This is a genomic window from Acinetobacter lwoffii (genome assembly GCF_015602705.1).
Taxonomy (GTDB): Bacteria; Pseudomonadota; Gammaproteobacteria; order Pseudomonadales; family Moraxellaceae; genus Acinetobacter; species Acinetobacter lwoffii_E.
Map to the genome: position 1 here is coordinate 246,256 of NZ_CP059081.1, position 17,444 is coordinate 263,699.

The window sequence follows — 17,444 nt, forward strand, 5'->3', positions numbered from 1 at the left end:
AGTTGTGCTTATTTTTTGTTCGAAATTTTCTCTTCTAATGCTTCCACCTGTTTGAGCAAATCATTCAGGCGATGATTGGCATTATTTAGGGCAGTACGCTGACGTTCTATTTCTTCTTTAGACACCAAATCCATTTTCGCCACAGCTTCATTTAACAGGGCACGGATATTATGTTCCAAATCTTTCTTGGGTTGTTCGACTTGCTGCAAAATTGCTTGTAATAAAGTTTCAATCATTGTCTGATCCATCGCCGTAGAAAGGAACCGACAGTTTAGCATTGCTAAAATGCAGACTATAGTATTTCAGACAAAATATAGACTTATTCGATTAAAGATATTGTAAAAATCCACATAAAAAATGTCTATTTTTTGAAGATTCAAAGCCTTTATCCGTATAAAATAAGGTATAAATAAACCACATGCCGGGCTTTCTAATTTCCCCCGACCTTAGGAATCTTGGCATGAAATTTGAACGTAAAACCTTACTGGTGAAATAAGCCGAAGGAAAACAAACATGAAGCTCGTAACTGCAATTGTAAAACCTTTTAAATTAGACGATGTTCGCGAAGCATTGTCTGAAATTGGTGTTCAAGGCATCACTGTAACTGAAGTGAAAGGCTTTGGTCGTCAAAAAGGCCACACTGAACTCTATCGTGGTGCTGAATACGTTGTAGATTTCTTGCCGAAAGTCAAAATTGAAATCGCGATTAGCGATGAAATGGTAGACGCGGTGATTGAATCTATTACTCGTGTGGCGAGCACTGGAAAAATCGGTGACGGAAAAATTTTCGTGACCAACTTAGAACAAGTCATCCGTATTCGTACAGGTGAAACAGGTGCAGACGCTGTCTAACTTGGCACGAAGTTTGCTGAGTACCTAATAACTCACAAAAACTTGGTTGGGGGATACGAATGAAAAAAATGCTACTCGCGTTCGGCATGGCCGGCGCTCTTTTTGGTGGTTCTGTTGCATGGGCTGAAGAAGCTGCAACAGCAACAGCACCGACAGAAGAAATTGTGCTTGTTGAAGAAGCAGGCGATACAACAAATACAACAACAGACACGATAGCAGCAATTGCTGAAGTAGCGCCAGTTGAAGCTGCAGCGCCTGCAGAAGAAGAACCAACGCTAGATACCGGCGATACCGCCTGGGTTTTAACCTCTACCGCTCTAGTTTTACTCATGACCATTCCTGGCTTGGCGCTATTTTATGGCGGTATGGTCCGCAAGAAAAACGTTCTGGCGACGATGGCACATAGCTTTATTGCTGCGGCGGTGGTCAGTATTGCTTGGGTGATTATTGGTTATACCCTAGCTTTCGGTGAAGGCAATGCCTTTATAGGTGGCCTGGATAAATTCATGCTGGCCGGTATTACCACAGAGGCGCTTTCAGGCACGATTCCTGAAATCCTGTTTGTGATTTTCCAAATGACTTTTGCCATCATTACGGTTGCCATCATCAGCGGTTCGATTGCAGAGCGTATGAAATTTGGTGCTTTCGTTGCTTTTATCGCACTTTGGGTGGTGATTGTTTATGCACCAATTACCCACTGGGTATGGGGTGGTGGCTGGTTAGGTAACGACGGCGCGCTTGATTTTGCCGGTGGTACGGTTGTACATATCAACTCGGGTGTTGCCGGTCTGGTAGCGGCATATATGCTGGGCAAACGTATGGGTTTGGGTCGTGAATCTATGGCACCGCATAACCTGACGCTTACAGTAGTTGGTGCATCTTTGCTCTGGGTAGGCTGGTTCGGTTTCAACGGTGGTTCTGCATTAGGTGCCAACGGTTCTGCAGGCTATGCCTTGATCGTGACTCAAGTCGCAGCAGCGGCAGCAGCCATCTCCTGGTTAATCACTGAAAAACTGGCACGTGGTAAAGCTTCTGTACTGGGCGGCGTATCGGGTGCAGTTGCTGGTCTGGTGGTCATTACTCCAGCTGCAGGTTTTGTGACTGTAGGCGGTGCATTGGCGATGGGTCTGATCGGTGGTGTGGTGTGTTTCTGGGGGATTACTGCACTGAAACGTGCATTGAAAGCCGATGACTCTTTAGATGCTTTTGGTTTGCATGGTGTAGGTGGTATTGTCGGCGCGATTTTAACCGCGTTCTTTGCCAGCGAATTCATCATGGGGGACAATGCTCCTGCAAATGTCATGCATCAGCTTTGGGTGCAAGTGGAAGGTGTACTGGCGACAATTGCTTACTCTGCGATCATGACCTTCATTATCCTGAAAGTCATCGACTTGATCATTGGAATCCGTGTAGCATCTGATGATGAGCGTATGGGTCTGGATTTAAGCCAACATGGCGAACGTGTCGAATAATAATAAATCCACCATAATCAATATATAGTGTAAAACAGCCCGAATGGGCTGTTTTTTTTCTATATGTTGCGTAAAACTCTACAAAGTTTGTAATTTTTGCTACACTCGGAATCCATCTGGATTTGTTCAATTAAACCGCTATGCATTGCCCATTTTGCAATACTGCAGACAGTAAAGTGATTGATTCACGCCTGGCAGCTGAAGGCTGTCAGATTCGTCGTCGCCGTGAATGTGTCAGTTGTAATGAACGCTTCACTACCTTTGAAAGCTATGAAGTGGTGATGCCGCGCGTCATCAAGTCGGATGGCAAAAATGAACCTTTCGATGAAGCCAAATTACGCCGTTCCCTGATGCATGCCTTGCAAAAACGCCCGGTGACCCAGGAGCAGATTGAAACAGTGCTGAGCGATATTCAGCTACAGATTCGCCGTCTGGGTGAGCGTGATGTGAAATCACGTACCATCGGTGAAATCGTGATGCAGTCTTTATTTGCTCTGGATCATGTTGCCTATGTGCGTTTTGCTTCGGTCTATCAGGATTTTCAGGATGTCGAAGCTTTTCGTCATCAGATTGAACAGATGCAACAACGAGAATTACAAGAATAAGCATGGCTGAACTGAATCAAGATCAAATCTGGATGCGCCGGGCCATTGAATTGGCACGTCAGGGGCAATATTCCACCAAACCGAATCCGAATGTCGGCTGTGTCATTGTTAAAGATGGCATCGTGATTGGTGAAGGCTTTCATCCCCAAGCCGGCCAGCCACATGCTGAAGTCTTTGCGCTGCGTCAGGCCGGTGAACAGGCACGTGGTGCAACCGCTTATGTGACTCTAGAACCTTGTGCGCATTATGGCCGGACACCGCCTTGTGCCAAAGGTCTGGTGGAAGCAGGTGTGGCTAAAGTTGTCGTGGCCTGTCCTGATCCCAATCCGCTAGTGGCCGGAAAGGGCGTACAGATCCTGAAAGATGCGGGCATTGAGGTAGACGTTGGCATCTGTGAAGATGAAGCGCATGAGCTGAATCAAGGTTTCCTGAAAGCCATGGCGACTGGCATGCCTTATGTGCGTTTAAAAATTGCCTCAAGCCTGGATGGCCGTACCGCAATGGCATCGGGTGAATCAAAATGGATTACCGGTGTGGAAGCACGTCAGGATGTACAGCACTGGCGTGCGATTTCAGGCGCAGTGATTACCGGGATTGATACGGTTCTTGCGGATGACTGTGAACTGAATGTGCGTCAACTGGATGGCCTTGAAGATATCAAGACTGTGGTGCAACCGAAACGGATTATTCTGGACCGTCAGGGGCGTTTACCACTCAACGCAAAAATTTTAGTGCAACCTGAAACAGTGATGGTCATGGGGCCATTTCGTCAAGAGCTTGCAGACCTGGGTGTGCTACACTTGCCGGTACAGCCTTTAGCAGAATTATTAAAGCAACTGGTTCAGCAGCATCAGATTTATGATGTCCTGGTGGAAGCAGGGGCGACCTTATCTACGGCATTTTTACAACAAAAATTGGTTGATGAACTGATCAGTTACGTTGCACCGACCCTATTGGGTCAGTCTGCGCGTACCATGTTTAATGCAGAATTTAGCCATATGGCCGAACAACTCCGATTTAAGCTGTGCGATGTAACTCGCTTAGGTGATGACGTGCGCTTCAGGCTAATTCCTTTTCAAGAGACACTATGAGTTCAGAGTCTACGGTTTATCATAAACGTCGCCATGCGGCACGTACCACCGATGAATATCTTTTCCATCAGCTGGTTCCTTATCTGGGCAATAAACGCCGTTTACTGCATTTAATTCTGGAAGCGTTGGAAAGTACGGGAACTCTGAACCGTGCTGATGGTCGTGCGCCGATTTTTGCTGACTTTTTTGCAGGTTCAGGCGTGGTCTCGCGTTTGGCCCGTCAGAATGGCTATCGTGTTATTGCCAATGACTGGGAGCCGTATAGCCATGCGCTGAATCATGCGGTACTGGCCTGTACTGAAGCACCGGCATTTAAAGAACTCGGTGGCTATCAGAAAGCGATTGATTATCTGAACCGTCTGCCGGAAGTTAAAGGCTGGGTGACGCATAACCTGTGTCCGCGTAATGATGAAATTTATGATCCAGCCCGTGATCGTTTGTTCTTTAAACGTCGTAACGGCATGCGTATTGATGCCATCCGTCAGCAGATTGCAGCCTGGCAGGCACAAGGTGCAATTGATGATGTGGAAATGTCTGCCTTGCTGGCACCCTTGCTGTATTCCGCCAGTTTTGTCAGCAATACTTCAGGCGTTTTCAAAAGCTTTCATCATGGCTGGGGCGGGAAAACCCAAACTGCGCTGGAACGGATTGAATCATTGCTGTGGCTGACTCCAAGCCGTTTTTGCGAGTCGGATCAGAAAAAGGGAATGGCCGCAGAAATGTGGTGTGTCGATGCCCAGCATCTGGCCAACCAGATGAGCGGCTTTGAAGTAGATGTAGCTTATCTGGATCCACCGTATAATCAGCATGCTTATAGCAGTAATTATCATGTGCTGAATGCGCTCACCTTATGGGATCAGGCCGATTTACCGACTCCGGATACCAAGGGCTTTAAGAGCGGGATTGACCGGGCATGGCGCAAAGAGCGTCCGAGCCAGTACAATTCCTCTAAATATGCCAAAGAAGCTTACGAGAGCCTGTTGGCCACCATCAATGCACGTTTCATTCTGACCAGTTATTCAACTGACGGTAATATCAGCGCTACCGATTTGTTACAGGCCAATCTGAAACGTGGCCGGGTGACCTTGCTAACCCAGGATGTGCCGCGTTATCGTGTTAGCAAACAGCGCCAGTCTGAACGTGCCCGCGTGCTGGAATTTATTGTGATTACCGATACCCACGCCAAGTCAGGTCCACCGATCCGTCAATTACTCAGCCAGCTGCATCATTATGCAGAATTGGGTGGTGTGGATACGACCGGCGTTAGTACCCAGTTGGCCCTCTGGTAAAAGAATTGAAAAGGAAATAAAAATGTTTACAGGTATTATCGAAAGCCTCGGCAAAGTCGAAAGTCTGCAAAGCGTTGGTGGTGATGTACGTTTACGCATCCAGACTGATCTGGACATGTCCGATGTACATCTGGGTGATTCTATTGCGACCAACGGCATCTGCCTGACCGTGATCGACTGGGGCGAGAATTGGTATGCGGCTGATGTTTCCCGTGAAAGCTTGAACCGGACCACGCTCGGCACCTGGAAAGTCGGTCAACCTGTCAATGTTGAAAAAGCCATGTTGCCGACGACGCGTTTTGGCGGTCATATTGTGTCAGGTCATGTCGATGCAGTCGGCGAGATCACGCTGGTTCGTGAAGATGCACGTTCGATTTATTATGAAGTCACTGCACCGGCCGAAATTGCCAAATATCTGGCAGAAAAAGGCTCGGTTACAGTTGATGGTATTAGCCTGACGATTAATCATTTGCGTGGCAGTGTGATCAGTCTGAACCTGATTCCGCATACCGCTGAACGGACCAATATAGGTACCTGGAAAGTCGGTAGCAAGGTCAATCTGGAAGTGGATGTATTGGCACGTTATATTGAACGTTTATTACTGGGTGATAAAGCCGCTGAAACTACTGAGCAATCAAAAATCAGCATGGATTTCCTGGCTGAAAATGGTTTCTTAAAATAAGAGAAATGTTGATTTACTGAACAGTCTGATTGAAAAATTAGACTGTTTTTTTATTTTTCGGGATAATCAGCAGTTCAACTTGCAAATATTGCCTGGGTGGACGGGTCGAATGCTCGATTTTTTACTGAACTTGGAACAGTCATTGCCGCTATTGCTCGATCAATATGGGGTATGGATTTATGCAATCCTGTTTCTGGTGATTTTTGCAGAAACCGGTTCTGTATTTTTCTTTTTCCTGCCGGGTGACAGTCTATTGCTGGCTGTGGGAGCTTTGTGCGCCAGCAGCGACCTGGTGGCCTTGCATTCGATGGGGCTGTTGTTATTCACTGCCTCGGTGCTGGGCTATAGCGTGAATTATTACACCGGAAAAGTTCTTGGCTTAAAATATTTCAATCAACATTCACGCTATTTTAAGCCGGAATATATGGTGAAAACCAACCACTATTTTATGAAACATGGCGGTAAAACTATTTTAATCGCACGTTTTATTCCCTTTGTCCGCTCATTTGGCCCTTTTGCTGCCGGTTCAGCGCATATGAGCTTTGCCACATTCAGCTTTTATAATATTGCGGGTGGCATCCTCTGGATTGGCACTTTATTAAGCATTGGCTATCTGCTCGGAAATGCTGCCTTTATGCTGGCAGATTTTTTGTAAGATGCGACATAGAAGATAAAAAAGCCCGAATTTTCGGGCTTTTTTAATGTGAAAGGATCATTTAAATATTGCGTGGCTGATCAGAAAATTCAGAATTTTTCAGCATATACTCGATTTCTTCTTTGGCTGCCGCACGCATTTTTTCACGAAGTGCATTCACGGTCTGTTCAATCACGGTTTCTGCCTCAAGTTCCAGACGTAAACGCACACTTTCTAATTCGGATAAAATGCTCTGATCCTCAATTTGGATGCGACCTCTGGCAAAATCAAAAGTCGTCTCAGGATTTTTTGCATAACGTGCGACATAGTGCTGCACTTCAGCCTCTAGATGTGTATTTATTTCAGCAAGCACCTGACTCTGTTCGCTAAATTCACGCTGTTCCTCATGACGTAGCTGTTCTTGATAGGCCTGTTCTTCAGCACGTTTCTCGGCCAAGGCTTTTTCAAGCGCGAGCTGTTTGCGAATACGGGCTTCTTCAATTAATTCGGCCTTGCGCTGTGCATAGGCAGCTTCAATCTTGCGTTCAGATTCTTGCTGTAAGCGCTGGTCGCGACTCTGCCATTCTTCCAAAGACGTTTCTGGTTTCAAAATATCGCAGATCCGAGAGAGGTCATCGATAAAGGTCTGACGTACAGCTTCCGGCACATTTAACCAGCGCTGTTTAAAATCGGGACCTACATTTAATGCCACGTGCCTCTCCTTGTGGATGATATCGGTTAAAGCTTATGGGTGTCCGGTTCAATACCTAAACGACGATATTGCTTGAATTTTTTACGACCCAGCTGTTTAGCCGTTTCATGGTTTTCAATGATCTCAATAATGTGACTAAATTTTGTGTAAGGTTCAAGTGCTTCCGGATTAAAATTGAAAATAATCCAGTCGGACTGTTCCGGCAGTGTTGCCGAAATACAGACCGTCGCCTGAGGCTGGTCAATACCATGCGGAATAAAACTCGCGGGATCAAAACTCCACAGGCGTTCATCCAGCTGCTGTTGCAAATCTGTATCGGCACACAATAACCAGATTCGCGCCGGCTGGCGCAGAATCTTACGGCATAAACGACAAGTGCTGTCCACTTGTCGTTCAGGGCTTTTTTCAAATAAATAAAAGCTGACTTTAGCCATTGCTTTGAACGCGACTCGTCAGGAATTGCATCAATAATGGAACTGGACGGCCGGTTGCACCTTTATTGGTACCTGAGTTCCATGCCGTACCTGCAACATCCAGATGTGCCCAGCGATATTCACGGGTAAAACGTTGCAGGAAGCAGGCTGCAGTCACAGAACCAGCTTTTGGACCACCGATATTGCCAATGTCGGCAAATGGTGAATCCAGTTGTTCCTGATAGTCTTCCAGTACCGGCATACGCCATACCCGGTCAAAGGAATGCTGGCCGGCAGCTTCTAGTTCTGCTGCCAGTTTATCATCTGGCGTGAACAGACCCGTTAGTACTGAACCCAAAGCGACCACACAGGCACCGGTTAAGGTCGCAATATCAATCACCAAAGCAGGATTAAAACGTTTTACATAGGTCAAGGTATCACATAGGACCAAACGACCTTCGGCATCGGTATTCAGGATTTCAACCGTCTGACCGCTCATGGTCGTTACGATATCACCAGGACGGGTGGCTTTACCTGAAGGCATGTTTTCTGCTGCAGCGATGGTTCCCACCACATGTAGAGGTAAGCGGGCTTCGCACAATGCACGCATTGTACCGAGTACAGAAGCTGCACCGCACATGTCGTATTTCATCTCGTCCATGCCTGCACCTGGTTTAAGGGAAATACCGCCGGTATCAAACGTAATGCCTTTACCCACCAAGACTACCGGTGCTTCGCTACGCTCTGACTGATATTCCATGCTGATAATCCGACCAGGACGCTCTGAACCTTTACTTACCGCAAGGAAGGCGCCCATGCCTAAATCTGCCATTTGCTGTTCATCCAGCACTGTGACTTTAAGTAGGTCTGGATATTCAGCCGCCAAAGCCACCGCCTGTTCTGCAAGATATTCAGGGAAACAGATATTGCCCGGACGGTTGCCCAGGTCACGTGCCAGATTTTGTCCGCTTTGCACTGCTTGTACCAGTTGCAACTGTTCGGTGGTTAAGACGCTATGAGTGGCAATCAGGTCGATCTGCTCGAGCACAAATTCATTCTTCTTGGATTTATATTCATCATAACCATAGCTGGCCTGAGTCAGGAAGAGCGCAAACAGATAATGGAATTCTTGTGGAAGTTGTGTCAGATCTACAGAAATCTGTTTGAATTTTTTTTGAGTGACTTGAATAATAGTTTGCGCGATTTTTGCAAGTTTTGCCGGTTGCAGTTCAGCGACCTTGCCTAAACCAATTAGTGCTGCATGGCTGGACTGGCTCACCTGACCAATCAGGCTCAGGCTTTCCGCCAACGCTGCCTTGAATTGAGAGGCTTCAATTAATGTGTCTAAATTATTGATTTGATAGGTTGCGGTTGTATTCTGAAGTTGTTCTGAGTCAACTAAAATCAACAAAGATTGACTTGATCCATTCTCTGGGAATGACGTATTAATTGTAAGTTTCATATTCTGTTTTCACGCCTGTCTAGATGGGTAAATCATTCAGTCATTGAAACATTTATCCGAATAGATTTTCAATGGGCAGGGCGGCCTAGGTTTTATATTTTTGCTATTCGGGTAAACTAGCACTCGTTTTATGGACCTTATTTTGGAAGAATTAATTTGATTATTCGGCGTTATCTGGTCAAGCAAGTTGTCTCGACATCCTTGGTGGTGATTGCCTTATTGACCTTGATCATGATGGGCGGTCGACTGATCAAGTATTTTGGTGTCGCGGCGCAAGGCCGTCTGGATGCAGGCATTTTATTTAGCATTATTGGCTACCGTTTGCCTGAATTCTTGACCCTGATTCTTCCGCTCGGTTTCTTTATTGGACTGATGCTGGTGTTTGGCCGTTTATATGTCGACCATGAAATGGCCGTGATGAATGGCAGTGGCGTCAGTCGGCATCAATTGGCGCGTCTACTGGTGCCGATGACCCTGGTGTTTTTGATTGCTCAGGCCGGATTGATGCTGTGGGCTGCGCCGTGGGGCATTCGCCAGTTTGAAGCCCTGACCACCAGTCAGGCGGTACGTACCGGCTTTGACCTGGTGCGACCGAAAGAATTTATCTCCTCTGGGCCCTATACCATTTATGCCGGTGACCTGTCAGAAGACCGTAAAAATTTAAAAGATATTTTCTTTTATCAGCGTGCGGAAAAAGAAGGCAAACCGGATGTGATGATTCTGGCGCAGGAAGCCACCCGAATTGAAGTACCGAATGATGCTGCCAATGTGGTCGATCTGGTTAATGGACGCCGTTATGAGATCTATCCGGGCACACCGCAATATACCCAAGCTGAATTTGAAAGCTATCGTCTGCGTTTAGAAAGCGATGAAGAAGCACAATTTGCCAGTACTGAAGTTGAGGCCTTACCGACCTCGCAATTGTGGCAGAACCGTCAGGATCCTGTGGTGGCCAGTGAGTTGGGCTGGCGGGTGTTTGTTCCTTTTGCGATTCTGATTGCCCTGATTCTGGCTGTGGCCTTGTCTGAAGTGAGTCCACGACAGGGTCGATATCTCAAGTTATTTCCTGCCCTCATGATTTTTGCCAGTCTGATTGTGGCCCTGATGGCAGTGAAGACGCGGATCAGTAAAGAAGAAATGGGCATTTGGGCCTATCCATTGATTCTGATTGCCTATGCAATTGCGGGTGCCTTGTTCTCGCGTAAACAGAAATTAGGCCCGAAAATCAAGAAACAGATTCAGCGAGTGAGGTCTTAACAATGTTGGCACGTCGTATAGTTGCAAAACATGTGACCCAAACCACTGCGCTGGCGATGCTGGGTGCAACCGCGGTATTGGCGGGTTTACAGGTATTATTTACTTATCTGGGTGAGCTTGGTTCGCTCAAAGATGGTTATGGTGCCTGGGATGCCTTGAAATATGTGCTTTGGGGCGCACCAAATTATTTATATGAAATCCTGCCGATTTCTGCACTGATTGGTGCAGTTTTAGGTCTTGGTACATTAGCCTCGAATAGTGAGCTGATTGTGATGCGTTCGGTCGGCGTGAGCTTATGGCGTATTGTCGGGTGGGTGATCCGTTCAGCACTGTTGTTGGTGGTGTTGTCATTTGCCCTGAGCGAGTGGGTCATTCCTTATACCAATGAACAGGCCAAAAGCGTAAAAAGTGCCAGTAAAGCCGCTCAGCTCGGTGAAGTTCGTGGTTACTGGACTCGGGAAGGGCAGCGCTTTATTTATGTCGATTATGCTAACTCGCAAGGCCAGCTGAAAAATGTGCAGATGCTGGACTTTGACCAGAACTATCGTTTGCGCGGTACCTTGCAGGCAGATCAGGGGCAATTTGTTAAAGATGGTTCCTGGACGCTGGACAACACAGAGCAGTTCGATATTCTCCAAAATGGTAATGCCACACTGGTTAAGCAGCAACAGCAACCTTTAGCGCTAGCATTACAGCCCAAATATGTACATATGGTGACGATTGATCCTGAAGATTTATCGCCTAGCCAACTAGTGAGCTTTATGAGCTATATGCATGAATACAGCCAGGTACCGAAAACCTATCAGCTGGCCTTCTGGCAAAAACTTGGTTCGCCTTTTGCCCTGATTGCACTAGTAGTGATTGCCTGTTCATTTATCTTCGGGCCGTTGCGTCAGCAATCCATGGGTTTCCGTCTGGTGATTGCCTTATTTGCCGGACTAGGTTTCTTCTATCTGCAGGATTTCCTCGGCTATGCCAGTCTGATTTATGCACCATCTCCGGCCTGGTTCGTGTTTATTCCGATTCTGATCATGTTCGGCATCGGCGGATACTTGCTGCATCGGGCGCGCTAAGGCACAGGAAAATAGAACAAATCAATCATCATGAGAGGCTTAAACCATATACGGGTCATGGCCTCTTTTTATAAACTTCGCTAAAATAGAGCGATTAATTCGTAGACGAACAGAGTATTTCATTATGACGGATGCAACTGCTGGCAAAATCCCTCACGTTTTGGTGATTATGGATGGTGTGGGTCATCGCGAAGCGGTCGAAGACAATGCGTTTTTAGCAGCTAAACGACCAAATTTAACTGCGATACAGGACAAGCATCCGCATGGTTTGATCTCGGGTTCAGGTGAAGATGTCGGCCTGCCAGATGGCCAGATGGGTAACTCTGAAGTCGGACATATGAACCTCGGCGCAGGTCGTGTGCTGTATCAGGACTTTACCCGAATTACCAAAGACATTCGTACTGGTGACTTCTTTGAACATGAAGTGCTGGTCGATGCGGTGGAGAAAGCCAAAGCTTCAGGTGGGGCAGTACATTTGCTTGGCCTTTTGTCTGAAGGCGGTGTGCATTCACATGAAGACCATATCGTGGCAATGGCTGAACTGGCCCTAAAACGTGGTGTGCAAGTCTATTTACATGCTTTTCTGGATGGTCGTGATACGCCGCCTAAAAGCGCACAGCCTTCTTTAGAAAAACTTGATGCCTTATTCGCGCAATATCCAGGTCAAGGTCGTATTGCGACCATGATTGGCCGTTATTTTGCCATGGATCGTGACAACCGTTGGGATCGTGTTGAACAGGCCTATCGCTTGTTGACTGAAGGTGAAGCAGTTCGTACGGCTACCAGCGCAGTTGAAGGTCTCGAACAAGCCTATGCCGCAGATGAGTCTGACGAATTTGTTAAAGCCACCCGTATTGGCGAGCTGGCAAAAATCCAGGATGGCGACAGCGTTGTATTCATGAACTTCCGTGCCGATCGTGCCCGTGAATTGACTCGCGTATTTGTAGAAAAAGACTTTACTGGTTTCGAGCGCAAAGTCGTGCCAAATCTGGCGAGATTTGTCATGTTGACGCGTTATCAAGCCACGATTGATGCACCTGTGGCGTATATGCCTGAAGCATTGGTCAACTCGATTGGCGAATACCTCTCTAACCTGGGTAAAACCCAGCTGCGTATCGCGGAAACAGAAAAGTATGCGCATGTGACCTTCTTCTTCAGCGGCGGCCGTGAAGATGAATATCCGGGTGAAAAACGTATCCTGATTCCATCGCCAAACGTAGCCACTTATGACCTCAAACCGGAAATGAGTGCTTATGAAGTGACTGATGAGCTGGTGGCTGCGATCAATTCAGGTGAATTTGACCTGCTGGTCGTGAACTTTGCCAATGGGGATATGGTTGGTCATACTGGCGTATTCGATGCTGCGGTGAAAGCAGTAGAAGCGGTTGATACCTGTTTGGGCCGGGTTTACGAAGCCGTGATGGCGCAAAAAGGTCATATGATTGTGACTGCCGATCATGGTAACGTAGAGCAGATGCAGGACTATCACAGTGGTCAGGTACATACTCAGCATACCACTGAATTGGTTCCGTTTATTTATGTCGGCCCAACTCAGGCCACGATTGCAGAAGGCGGTGTATTGGCAGATGTAGCACCGACTTTATTAAGTCTGATGCAAGTTCCGGTACCTGCTGAAATGCAAGGTCGTAACCTGATTCAGCTTGATGCATAATTTTCGATAAAATTCTAAAAAGGTCAAAGAATGGCAAGAACACGCTGGAAGTCTGTTGTAATACCATGCTTACTGATGTGTTTGAGTCATTCAGCTTGGGGTGCGGGTTCAAATGAGCCGGCATTCGATGATATGGAAATGGATGGGCAGGTCTATTCCGAAATTCCTGTGGCATCCATTCAAGAATTCGTACAAATTTATGGCATCGTAAAAGACAATTATATTCAAGATAAAAATGACGATGCCTTATTCCAGCAGGCCATTCAGGGTCTGGTCAGTGGCTTAGACCGCTATTCCCGTTATTTGTCGCCTGAAGATTATAAGCAGCTGCGTGAATATACCGAAGGTGATCTGGCCAGCATTGATTTTGATCTGCAATTTGACCCGCGGTTGAAGCAATGGGTGGTTCAAGGACTGAGTGCCGATGCAGATTCAGCCAAGCAGGGACTGCGAAATGGCGTCACGGTTTATAAAATTGACGATCAGGTCTTAAGTAGCCTGAATCAGGAACAAGTCCGGCAGTTATTGAGTGGAGCAGTTGGCTCTACGCTCATGATCCAGCTTTCCCCGCAAAGTCCGACCGTTCGTCTGGTCCGCAATACCAAGCTGGATACCGAAATTAAATCGAGCTTGCACAATAACCAGGTGCTGGTTTTACAGGTCAAAGTTTTTCAGCAAGATACTGCCAATGAAATCAAACGTCTAATCGAAAGCTATGCCGACAAGCGCTTAAAAGCCGTGCTATTTGATTTACGCAATAATCCCGGTGGCTTACTCTCGGCTGCAGTTGAATCTGCCGATTTATTTTTGAATCAGGGCGTAATTGTGTCGACCAAAAGCCGCGCTGAAGGTAATCAGCAATTTCAGGCCTTGCCGAGTTTTGAGTTTCAGAATCTGAAAGTTGGGGTATTGATTAATAACCGCTCGGCTTCTGCAGCAGAAGTGTTTACAGCAGCCCTGAAAGAACATAACCGTGCCTGGGTGGTCGGAGAAAAGAGCTATGGCAAAGGCGTAGTACAGAAACTTTTTCCTTTAAGCAATGGTTCGGCTTTACAGATGACGGTATCGCAATACTTTAGCCCAAGTGGCCAGATGATTGAAGGGCGGGGCATACAGCCGCATTTCAACTATCCGTTTAAGCAGGAAATGCGTGAGGAGAGCTATCTGGAACATGTTACAGATTTACTGCTCCTGCAAAAATAATTATTCATCTTCTTCGGTATCCAGTCCGAACTTTTTCAAGCGATAGCGCAGGGAACGGAACGACATGCCGAGTTTTTTGGCGGCCAGTGTCCGGTTCCAGTGGGTCAGATTCAGCGCATTGAGTAAAATTTCTTTCTCGACCTTTTCCAAAAACAGCTCTAAACCCTCTTCAGGCAGCTTTTTAGGTGCAATCAGGGTTTCGGTCGCAATGATCTCGCTGGTGAGCGTATTCATCTCCTGAGGGCTGTTTAGCGCCTGACGCAGCGGTGCACTCTGCAAATGCTGAAGATCAATCCGCTCTTCATCACTTAAAGTAATCGCGCGTTCCATAATATTACGCAATTCACGTACATTACCTGGATAATATTGTCCCAATAAGAACTCTTTGCTGCGTTCGGTCAGTTTTTTATTAGGAATTCCCCATTCCTGGCAAATCTTCTGAATAAAGTGTTCGGCCAATAACAGAATATCTTGGCCGCGTTCACGCAATGGCGGTAAAGTCAGATCCATTACATGAATGCGAAAATATAAATCCTGACGGAATTTGCCTTGTTGCACCAAGGCTTCCAGATACTGATGGGTGGCACTGATCACGCGGAAATCCACATCAATTTCGGTATCTGAACCGAGTGGACGAATACGTTTTTCCTGTACGGCACGTAACAATTTGACCTGCATAGAAAGCGGTAATTCTGCAATTTCATCCAGAAACAGACTGCCACCATGGGCAGATTGAATCAGTCCCTGTTTGTCCTGAGCAGCGCCGGTAAAGCTGCCTTTCTTATGCCCAAACAGTTCGCTTTCCATCAACTCAGTCGGAATGGCACCACAGTTAATCGCAATAAAAGGACCTTCATTGCGGTTACTCAGGCGATGGACCAGATTGGCCACGACTTCCTTACCTGTGCCTGATTCACCAGTGATAAAAACCGGGGCTTGTGAGCGGGCAATTTTTTGTAAGGTAATACGTAGTTGCTGGATCGGCAGGGATTGTCCAATCAGCATTTTATGTTCAAGCGCTTCATTTGGATTATTATGCGAATAATCCACCGGTTTATTCAGGGCTTTTTGTAAGAGTTGTTCCAGATGTTTCTGATTGATCGGTTTGCTGACAAAATCAAAGGCCCCGGCTTTGAGCGCAGCAATGGCGATTTCCATGTTGCCATAGGCGGTCAGAACTGCGACCGGAAGTGCCGGATAGAGGCTGCCAATCCAGTCCAGTAACTCCAAACCATTGCCATCGGGCAGGTTTAGGTCAGTCAGACAGGCATCATATTGATGATTGGCAAGGCATTTTTTAGCATCTTCCAAACGGTGGGCAATGTGCGTACGAATTCCCATGCGCAGCAATGACATTTGCATGAGGGTACACAAATCTTCCTCATCATCCACCAAAAGCACCAGTGGTTGTTGTTCCCCATTCATCTTCCTTGACCCCTTTAAAGCGTAATACGTTGACAGCTGATGCGAAAGCATGCGCCCTGTTCTTGTTGTATATAGTTTAATTGTGCCTGATTTGCTTCGCAAAAACTATGTGATAAATACAATCCTAATCCGGTACCACTAATCGATGTGCTAAAAAAGGGTTTGAACAATAGAGCTTGATCATGTACGGCTACGCCAGAGCCAAAATCCCGTACATCAATCCAGACCCGATGTTCATAAGGATGCACATTCAGCTGAATATAGGCTGCATCTGCTGAATTGTGACGAATGGCATTACGAATCAGATTAATCAGGATTTGCCGGAATTGTGCTTCATCAAACTGAATCACTAGCGGGATATCAATATTAAATTGAATCTGATCGCGAATATCGGCCAGATCTTCCTGGATAAATAACGGGATAAATTCATTGAGATGAATCGGTATCGGGTGGGTTTCTTTATTTTTGACCATATTCAGCGTGTCCTGAATAATCCGGTCAATCCGGGTCGCCTGTCGGCCAATCATCTGCTGGAGTAGCTGTTGCTGTTCAGTTTCTGAGTCCAGATACAAATCATTGGCCTGCACAATGGCCGCCAAGGGGTTACGAATTTCATGGGCAATACTGGCTGAGAGTTGACCCAGTGCAGCAAGTTTAAGTTGCTGCACCTGCTGATTCAGTTTTTTGGCATCCTGTAACACCAGTAGCATTAGAGTCTGATGTGGCACAATCAGTTTTTGCACCTGCACATGAATATTATAGCGACTTTGCTGGGATTCAAACTGAAAGCGCTCACCATTTTCTAGCGTTTCAAAATGGATCAGTTCAAATAAATCTGGCTGTGATTGAGATAAAGTAAATTTCTCATGGCCGTATTTGGACTCAATTCCAAGAAGATTACAGGCGGCAGGATTACTGAGTACCACATGATAGTTTTCATCCAGAACCAGATAACCGGTTTCAATCTGTTCCAGAATATAGCGGTTAATATTCTGTAAGCGATGCAGTTCCAGCGATTGAGAAAAATTCAAATTTTCCAGAATCTGAAAACGGCGCACGGCAATTTGTCCAGTGCCATAAACCACAAAAAACAAAAAGGCCAGCAGGGCGCTATTACTGATATTGCTGAGTGAAGAAAACGCAAAAATACTGCCGATAAAATGCTGATAAATAACACTAATGACTGCAATGAGGGTGACGACCAAGGCCTTTTTTGCATCTAATAATAAAGATGCAGAAAAGATAGTAATCACAAACAGCAGCCCAATTTGCAGATTAGGACCGTCGCTCGCCAAAGTCAGCAAACTTAAAACGCAGACATCGCTAAAGAAAATCATAATCAGCTGCGGCTGGATCAAGCGTCTGATCCATTTCAGCACAAACAGCTGTACGGTATTGATCGCAACCCCGATTCCCAGTGCATAATAATACAGCTGCGGGTATTGATAATCGGTGGTGAGTTCGGGGTAGGTCAGCATAAAAATCAGCAACAAACCGGTACTGATCAGCAGACGATAAGCGCTGTACCAGATACCGAGATGGTATTGATTCAGTTCAGCATAGTTTTTTTGTTGTGCCATATGCACCGGAAATCGTTAAAAG

Annotated in this window: 17 protein-coding genes; 11 read left to right on the forward strand and 6 right to left on the reverse strand. The window is 46.4% G+C overall.

Annotation, left to right across the window (positions count from 1 at the left end):
• Positions 1 to 8 precede the first annotated feature (8 nt).
• Positions 9 to 236, reverse strand: coding sequence for an accessory factor UbiK family protein (locus H0S56_RS01070; RefSeq protein ID WP_004281041.1), 228 nt, complete (start codon positions 234 to 236; stop codon positions 9 to 11).
• A 277-nt stretch (positions 237 to 513) separates the two neighbouring features.
• Here H0S56_RS01070 and glnK point away from each other — a divergent pair, with 277 nt between their 5' ends.
• From glnK to H0S56_RS01105, 7 genes are all read left to right on the forward strand, one after another.
• Positions 514 to 852: a P-II family nitrogen regulator gene (glnK, locus tag H0S56_RS01075; RefSeq protein ID WP_004281042.1), complete on the forward strand. Its 339-nt coding sequence runs from the start codon at positions 514 to 516 to the stop codon at positions 850 to 852.
• Between the two features lie 59 nt (positions 853 to 911).
• Positions 912 to 2,324, forward strand: a complete 1,413-nt coding sequence (locus H0S56_RS01080; RefSeq protein WP_195725463.1) for an ammonium transporter — start codon at positions 912 to 914, stop codon at positions 2,322 to 2,324.
• A 140-nt stretch (positions 2,325 to 2,464) separates the two neighbouring features.
• Entirely contained in the window at positions 2,465 to 2,929 is a 465-nt protein-coding gene (gene nrdR, locus H0S56_RS01085) for a transcriptional regulator NrdR (RefSeq protein WP_004281044.1), read from the forward strand.
• Between the two features lie 2 nt (positions 2,930 to 2,931).
• The gene (gene ribD, locus H0S56_RS01090) at positions 2,932 to 4,020 is read left to right on the forward strand and encodes a bifunctional diaminohydroxyphosphoribosylaminopyrimidine deaminase/5-amino-6-(5-phosphoribosylamino)uracil reductase RibD (protein WP_195725464.1); all 1,089 of its coding nucleotides are present in this window, start codon (positions 2,932 to 2,934) and stop codon (positions 4,018 to 4,020) included.
• On the forward strand, positions 4,017 to 5,309 hold the full coding sequence (locus tag H0S56_RS01095) for a DNA adenine methylase (protein ID WP_004644908.1): 1,293 nt from the start codon (positions 4,017 to 4,019) through the stop codon (positions 5,307 to 5,309). Before ribD ends, H0S56_RS01095 begins: the two co-directional genes overlap by 4 nt.
• Positions 5,310 to 5,331: 22 nt before the next feature.
• Positions 5,332 to 5,991, forward strand: a complete 660-nt coding sequence (locus H0S56_RS01100) for a riboflavin synthase (protein WP_195725465.1) — start codon at positions 5,332 to 5,334, stop codon at positions 5,989 to 5,991.
• A 109-nt stretch (positions 5,992 to 6,100) separates the two neighbouring features.
• Entirely contained in the window at positions 6,101 to 6,646 is a 546-nt protein-coding gene (locus tag H0S56_RS01105; RefSeq protein ID WP_195725466.1) for a VTT domain-containing protein, read from the forward strand.
• Positions 6,647 to 6,707: 61 nt separating this feature from the next.
• Here H0S56_RS01105 and blhA read toward each other — a convergent pair whose 3' ends face one another.
• Genes blhA through H0S56_RS01120 form a run of 3 tightly spaced genes read right to left on the reverse strand, consistent with a single transcriptional unit; the run spans position 6,708 to position 9,212 of the window.
• Positions 6,708 to 7,337 carry a cell division protein BlhA gene (gene blhA, locus H0S56_RS01110; protein WP_195725467.1) on the reverse strand — a complete coding sequence of 210 codons (630 nt, stop codon included), beginning with the start codon at positions 7,335 to 7,337 and terminating at the stop codon, positions 6,708 to 6,710.
• Positions 7,338 to 7,363: 26 nt separating this feature from the next.
• Positions 7,364 to 7,771, reverse strand: coding sequence for a DNA polymerase III subunit chi (locus H0S56_RS01115; RefSeq protein ID WP_195725468.1), 408 nt, complete (start codon positions 7,769 to 7,771; stop codon positions 7,364 to 7,366).
• Complete coding sequence (locus tag H0S56_RS01120; protein WP_004281052.1) at positions 7,764 to 9,212, reverse strand: leucyl aminopeptidase; 1,449 nt, start codon at positions 9,210 to 9,212, stop codon at positions 7,764 to 7,766. Before H0S56_RS01120 ends, H0S56_RS01115 begins: the two co-directional genes overlap by 8 nt.
• 156 nt (positions 9,213 to 9,368) lie before the next feature.
• Here H0S56_RS01120 and lptF point away from each other — a divergent pair, with 156 nt between their 5' ends.
• From lptF to H0S56_RS01140, 4 genes are all read left to right on the forward strand, one after another.
• Positions 9,369 to 10,469, forward strand: a complete 1,101-nt coding sequence (gene lptF, locus H0S56_RS01125; protein ID WP_004281053.1) for an LPS export ABC transporter permease LptF — start codon at positions 9,369 to 9,371, stop codon at positions 10,467 to 10,469.
• 2 nt (positions 10,470 to 10,471) lie between these two features.
• Positions 10,472 to 11,542, forward strand: a complete 1,071-nt coding sequence (lptG, locus tag H0S56_RS01130; RefSeq protein WP_195725469.1) for an LPS export ABC transporter permease LptG — start codon at positions 10,472 to 10,474, stop codon at positions 11,540 to 11,542.
• Positions 11,543 to 11,666: 124 nt separating this feature from the next.
• Positions 11,667 to 13,214, forward strand: a complete 1,548-nt coding sequence (gene gpmI, locus H0S56_RS01135; protein ID WP_195725470.1) for a 2,3-bisphosphoglycerate-independent phosphoglycerate mutase — start codon at positions 11,667 to 11,669, stop codon at positions 13,212 to 13,214.
• Between the two features lie 30 nt (positions 13,215 to 13,244).
• On the forward strand, positions 13,245 to 14,417 hold the full coding sequence (locus H0S56_RS01140; protein WP_195725471.1) for a S41 family peptidase: 1,173 nt from the start codon (positions 13,245 to 13,247) through the stop codon (positions 14,415 to 14,417).
• Here the strand turns inward: H0S56_RS01140 and H0S56_RS01145 are convergent, their stop codons facing one another.
• Positions 14,418 to 15,842 carry a sigma-54-dependent transcriptional regulator gene (locus tag H0S56_RS01145; protein WP_195725472.1) on the reverse strand — a complete coding sequence of 475 codons (1,425 nt, stop codon included), beginning with the start codon at positions 15,840 to 15,842 and terminating at the stop codon, positions 14,418 to 14,420. It abuts the gene before it with no gap.
• Positions 15,843 to 15,856: 14 nt separating this feature from the next.
• Positions 15,857 to 17,422 (reverse strand): sensor histidine kinase, encoded by a 1,566-nt coding sequence (locus H0S56_RS01150; protein WP_004732491.1) that lies wholly within the window; start codon positions 17,420 to 17,422, stop codon positions 15,857 to 15,859.
• Positions 17,423 to 17,444: the final 22 nt, after the last annotated feature.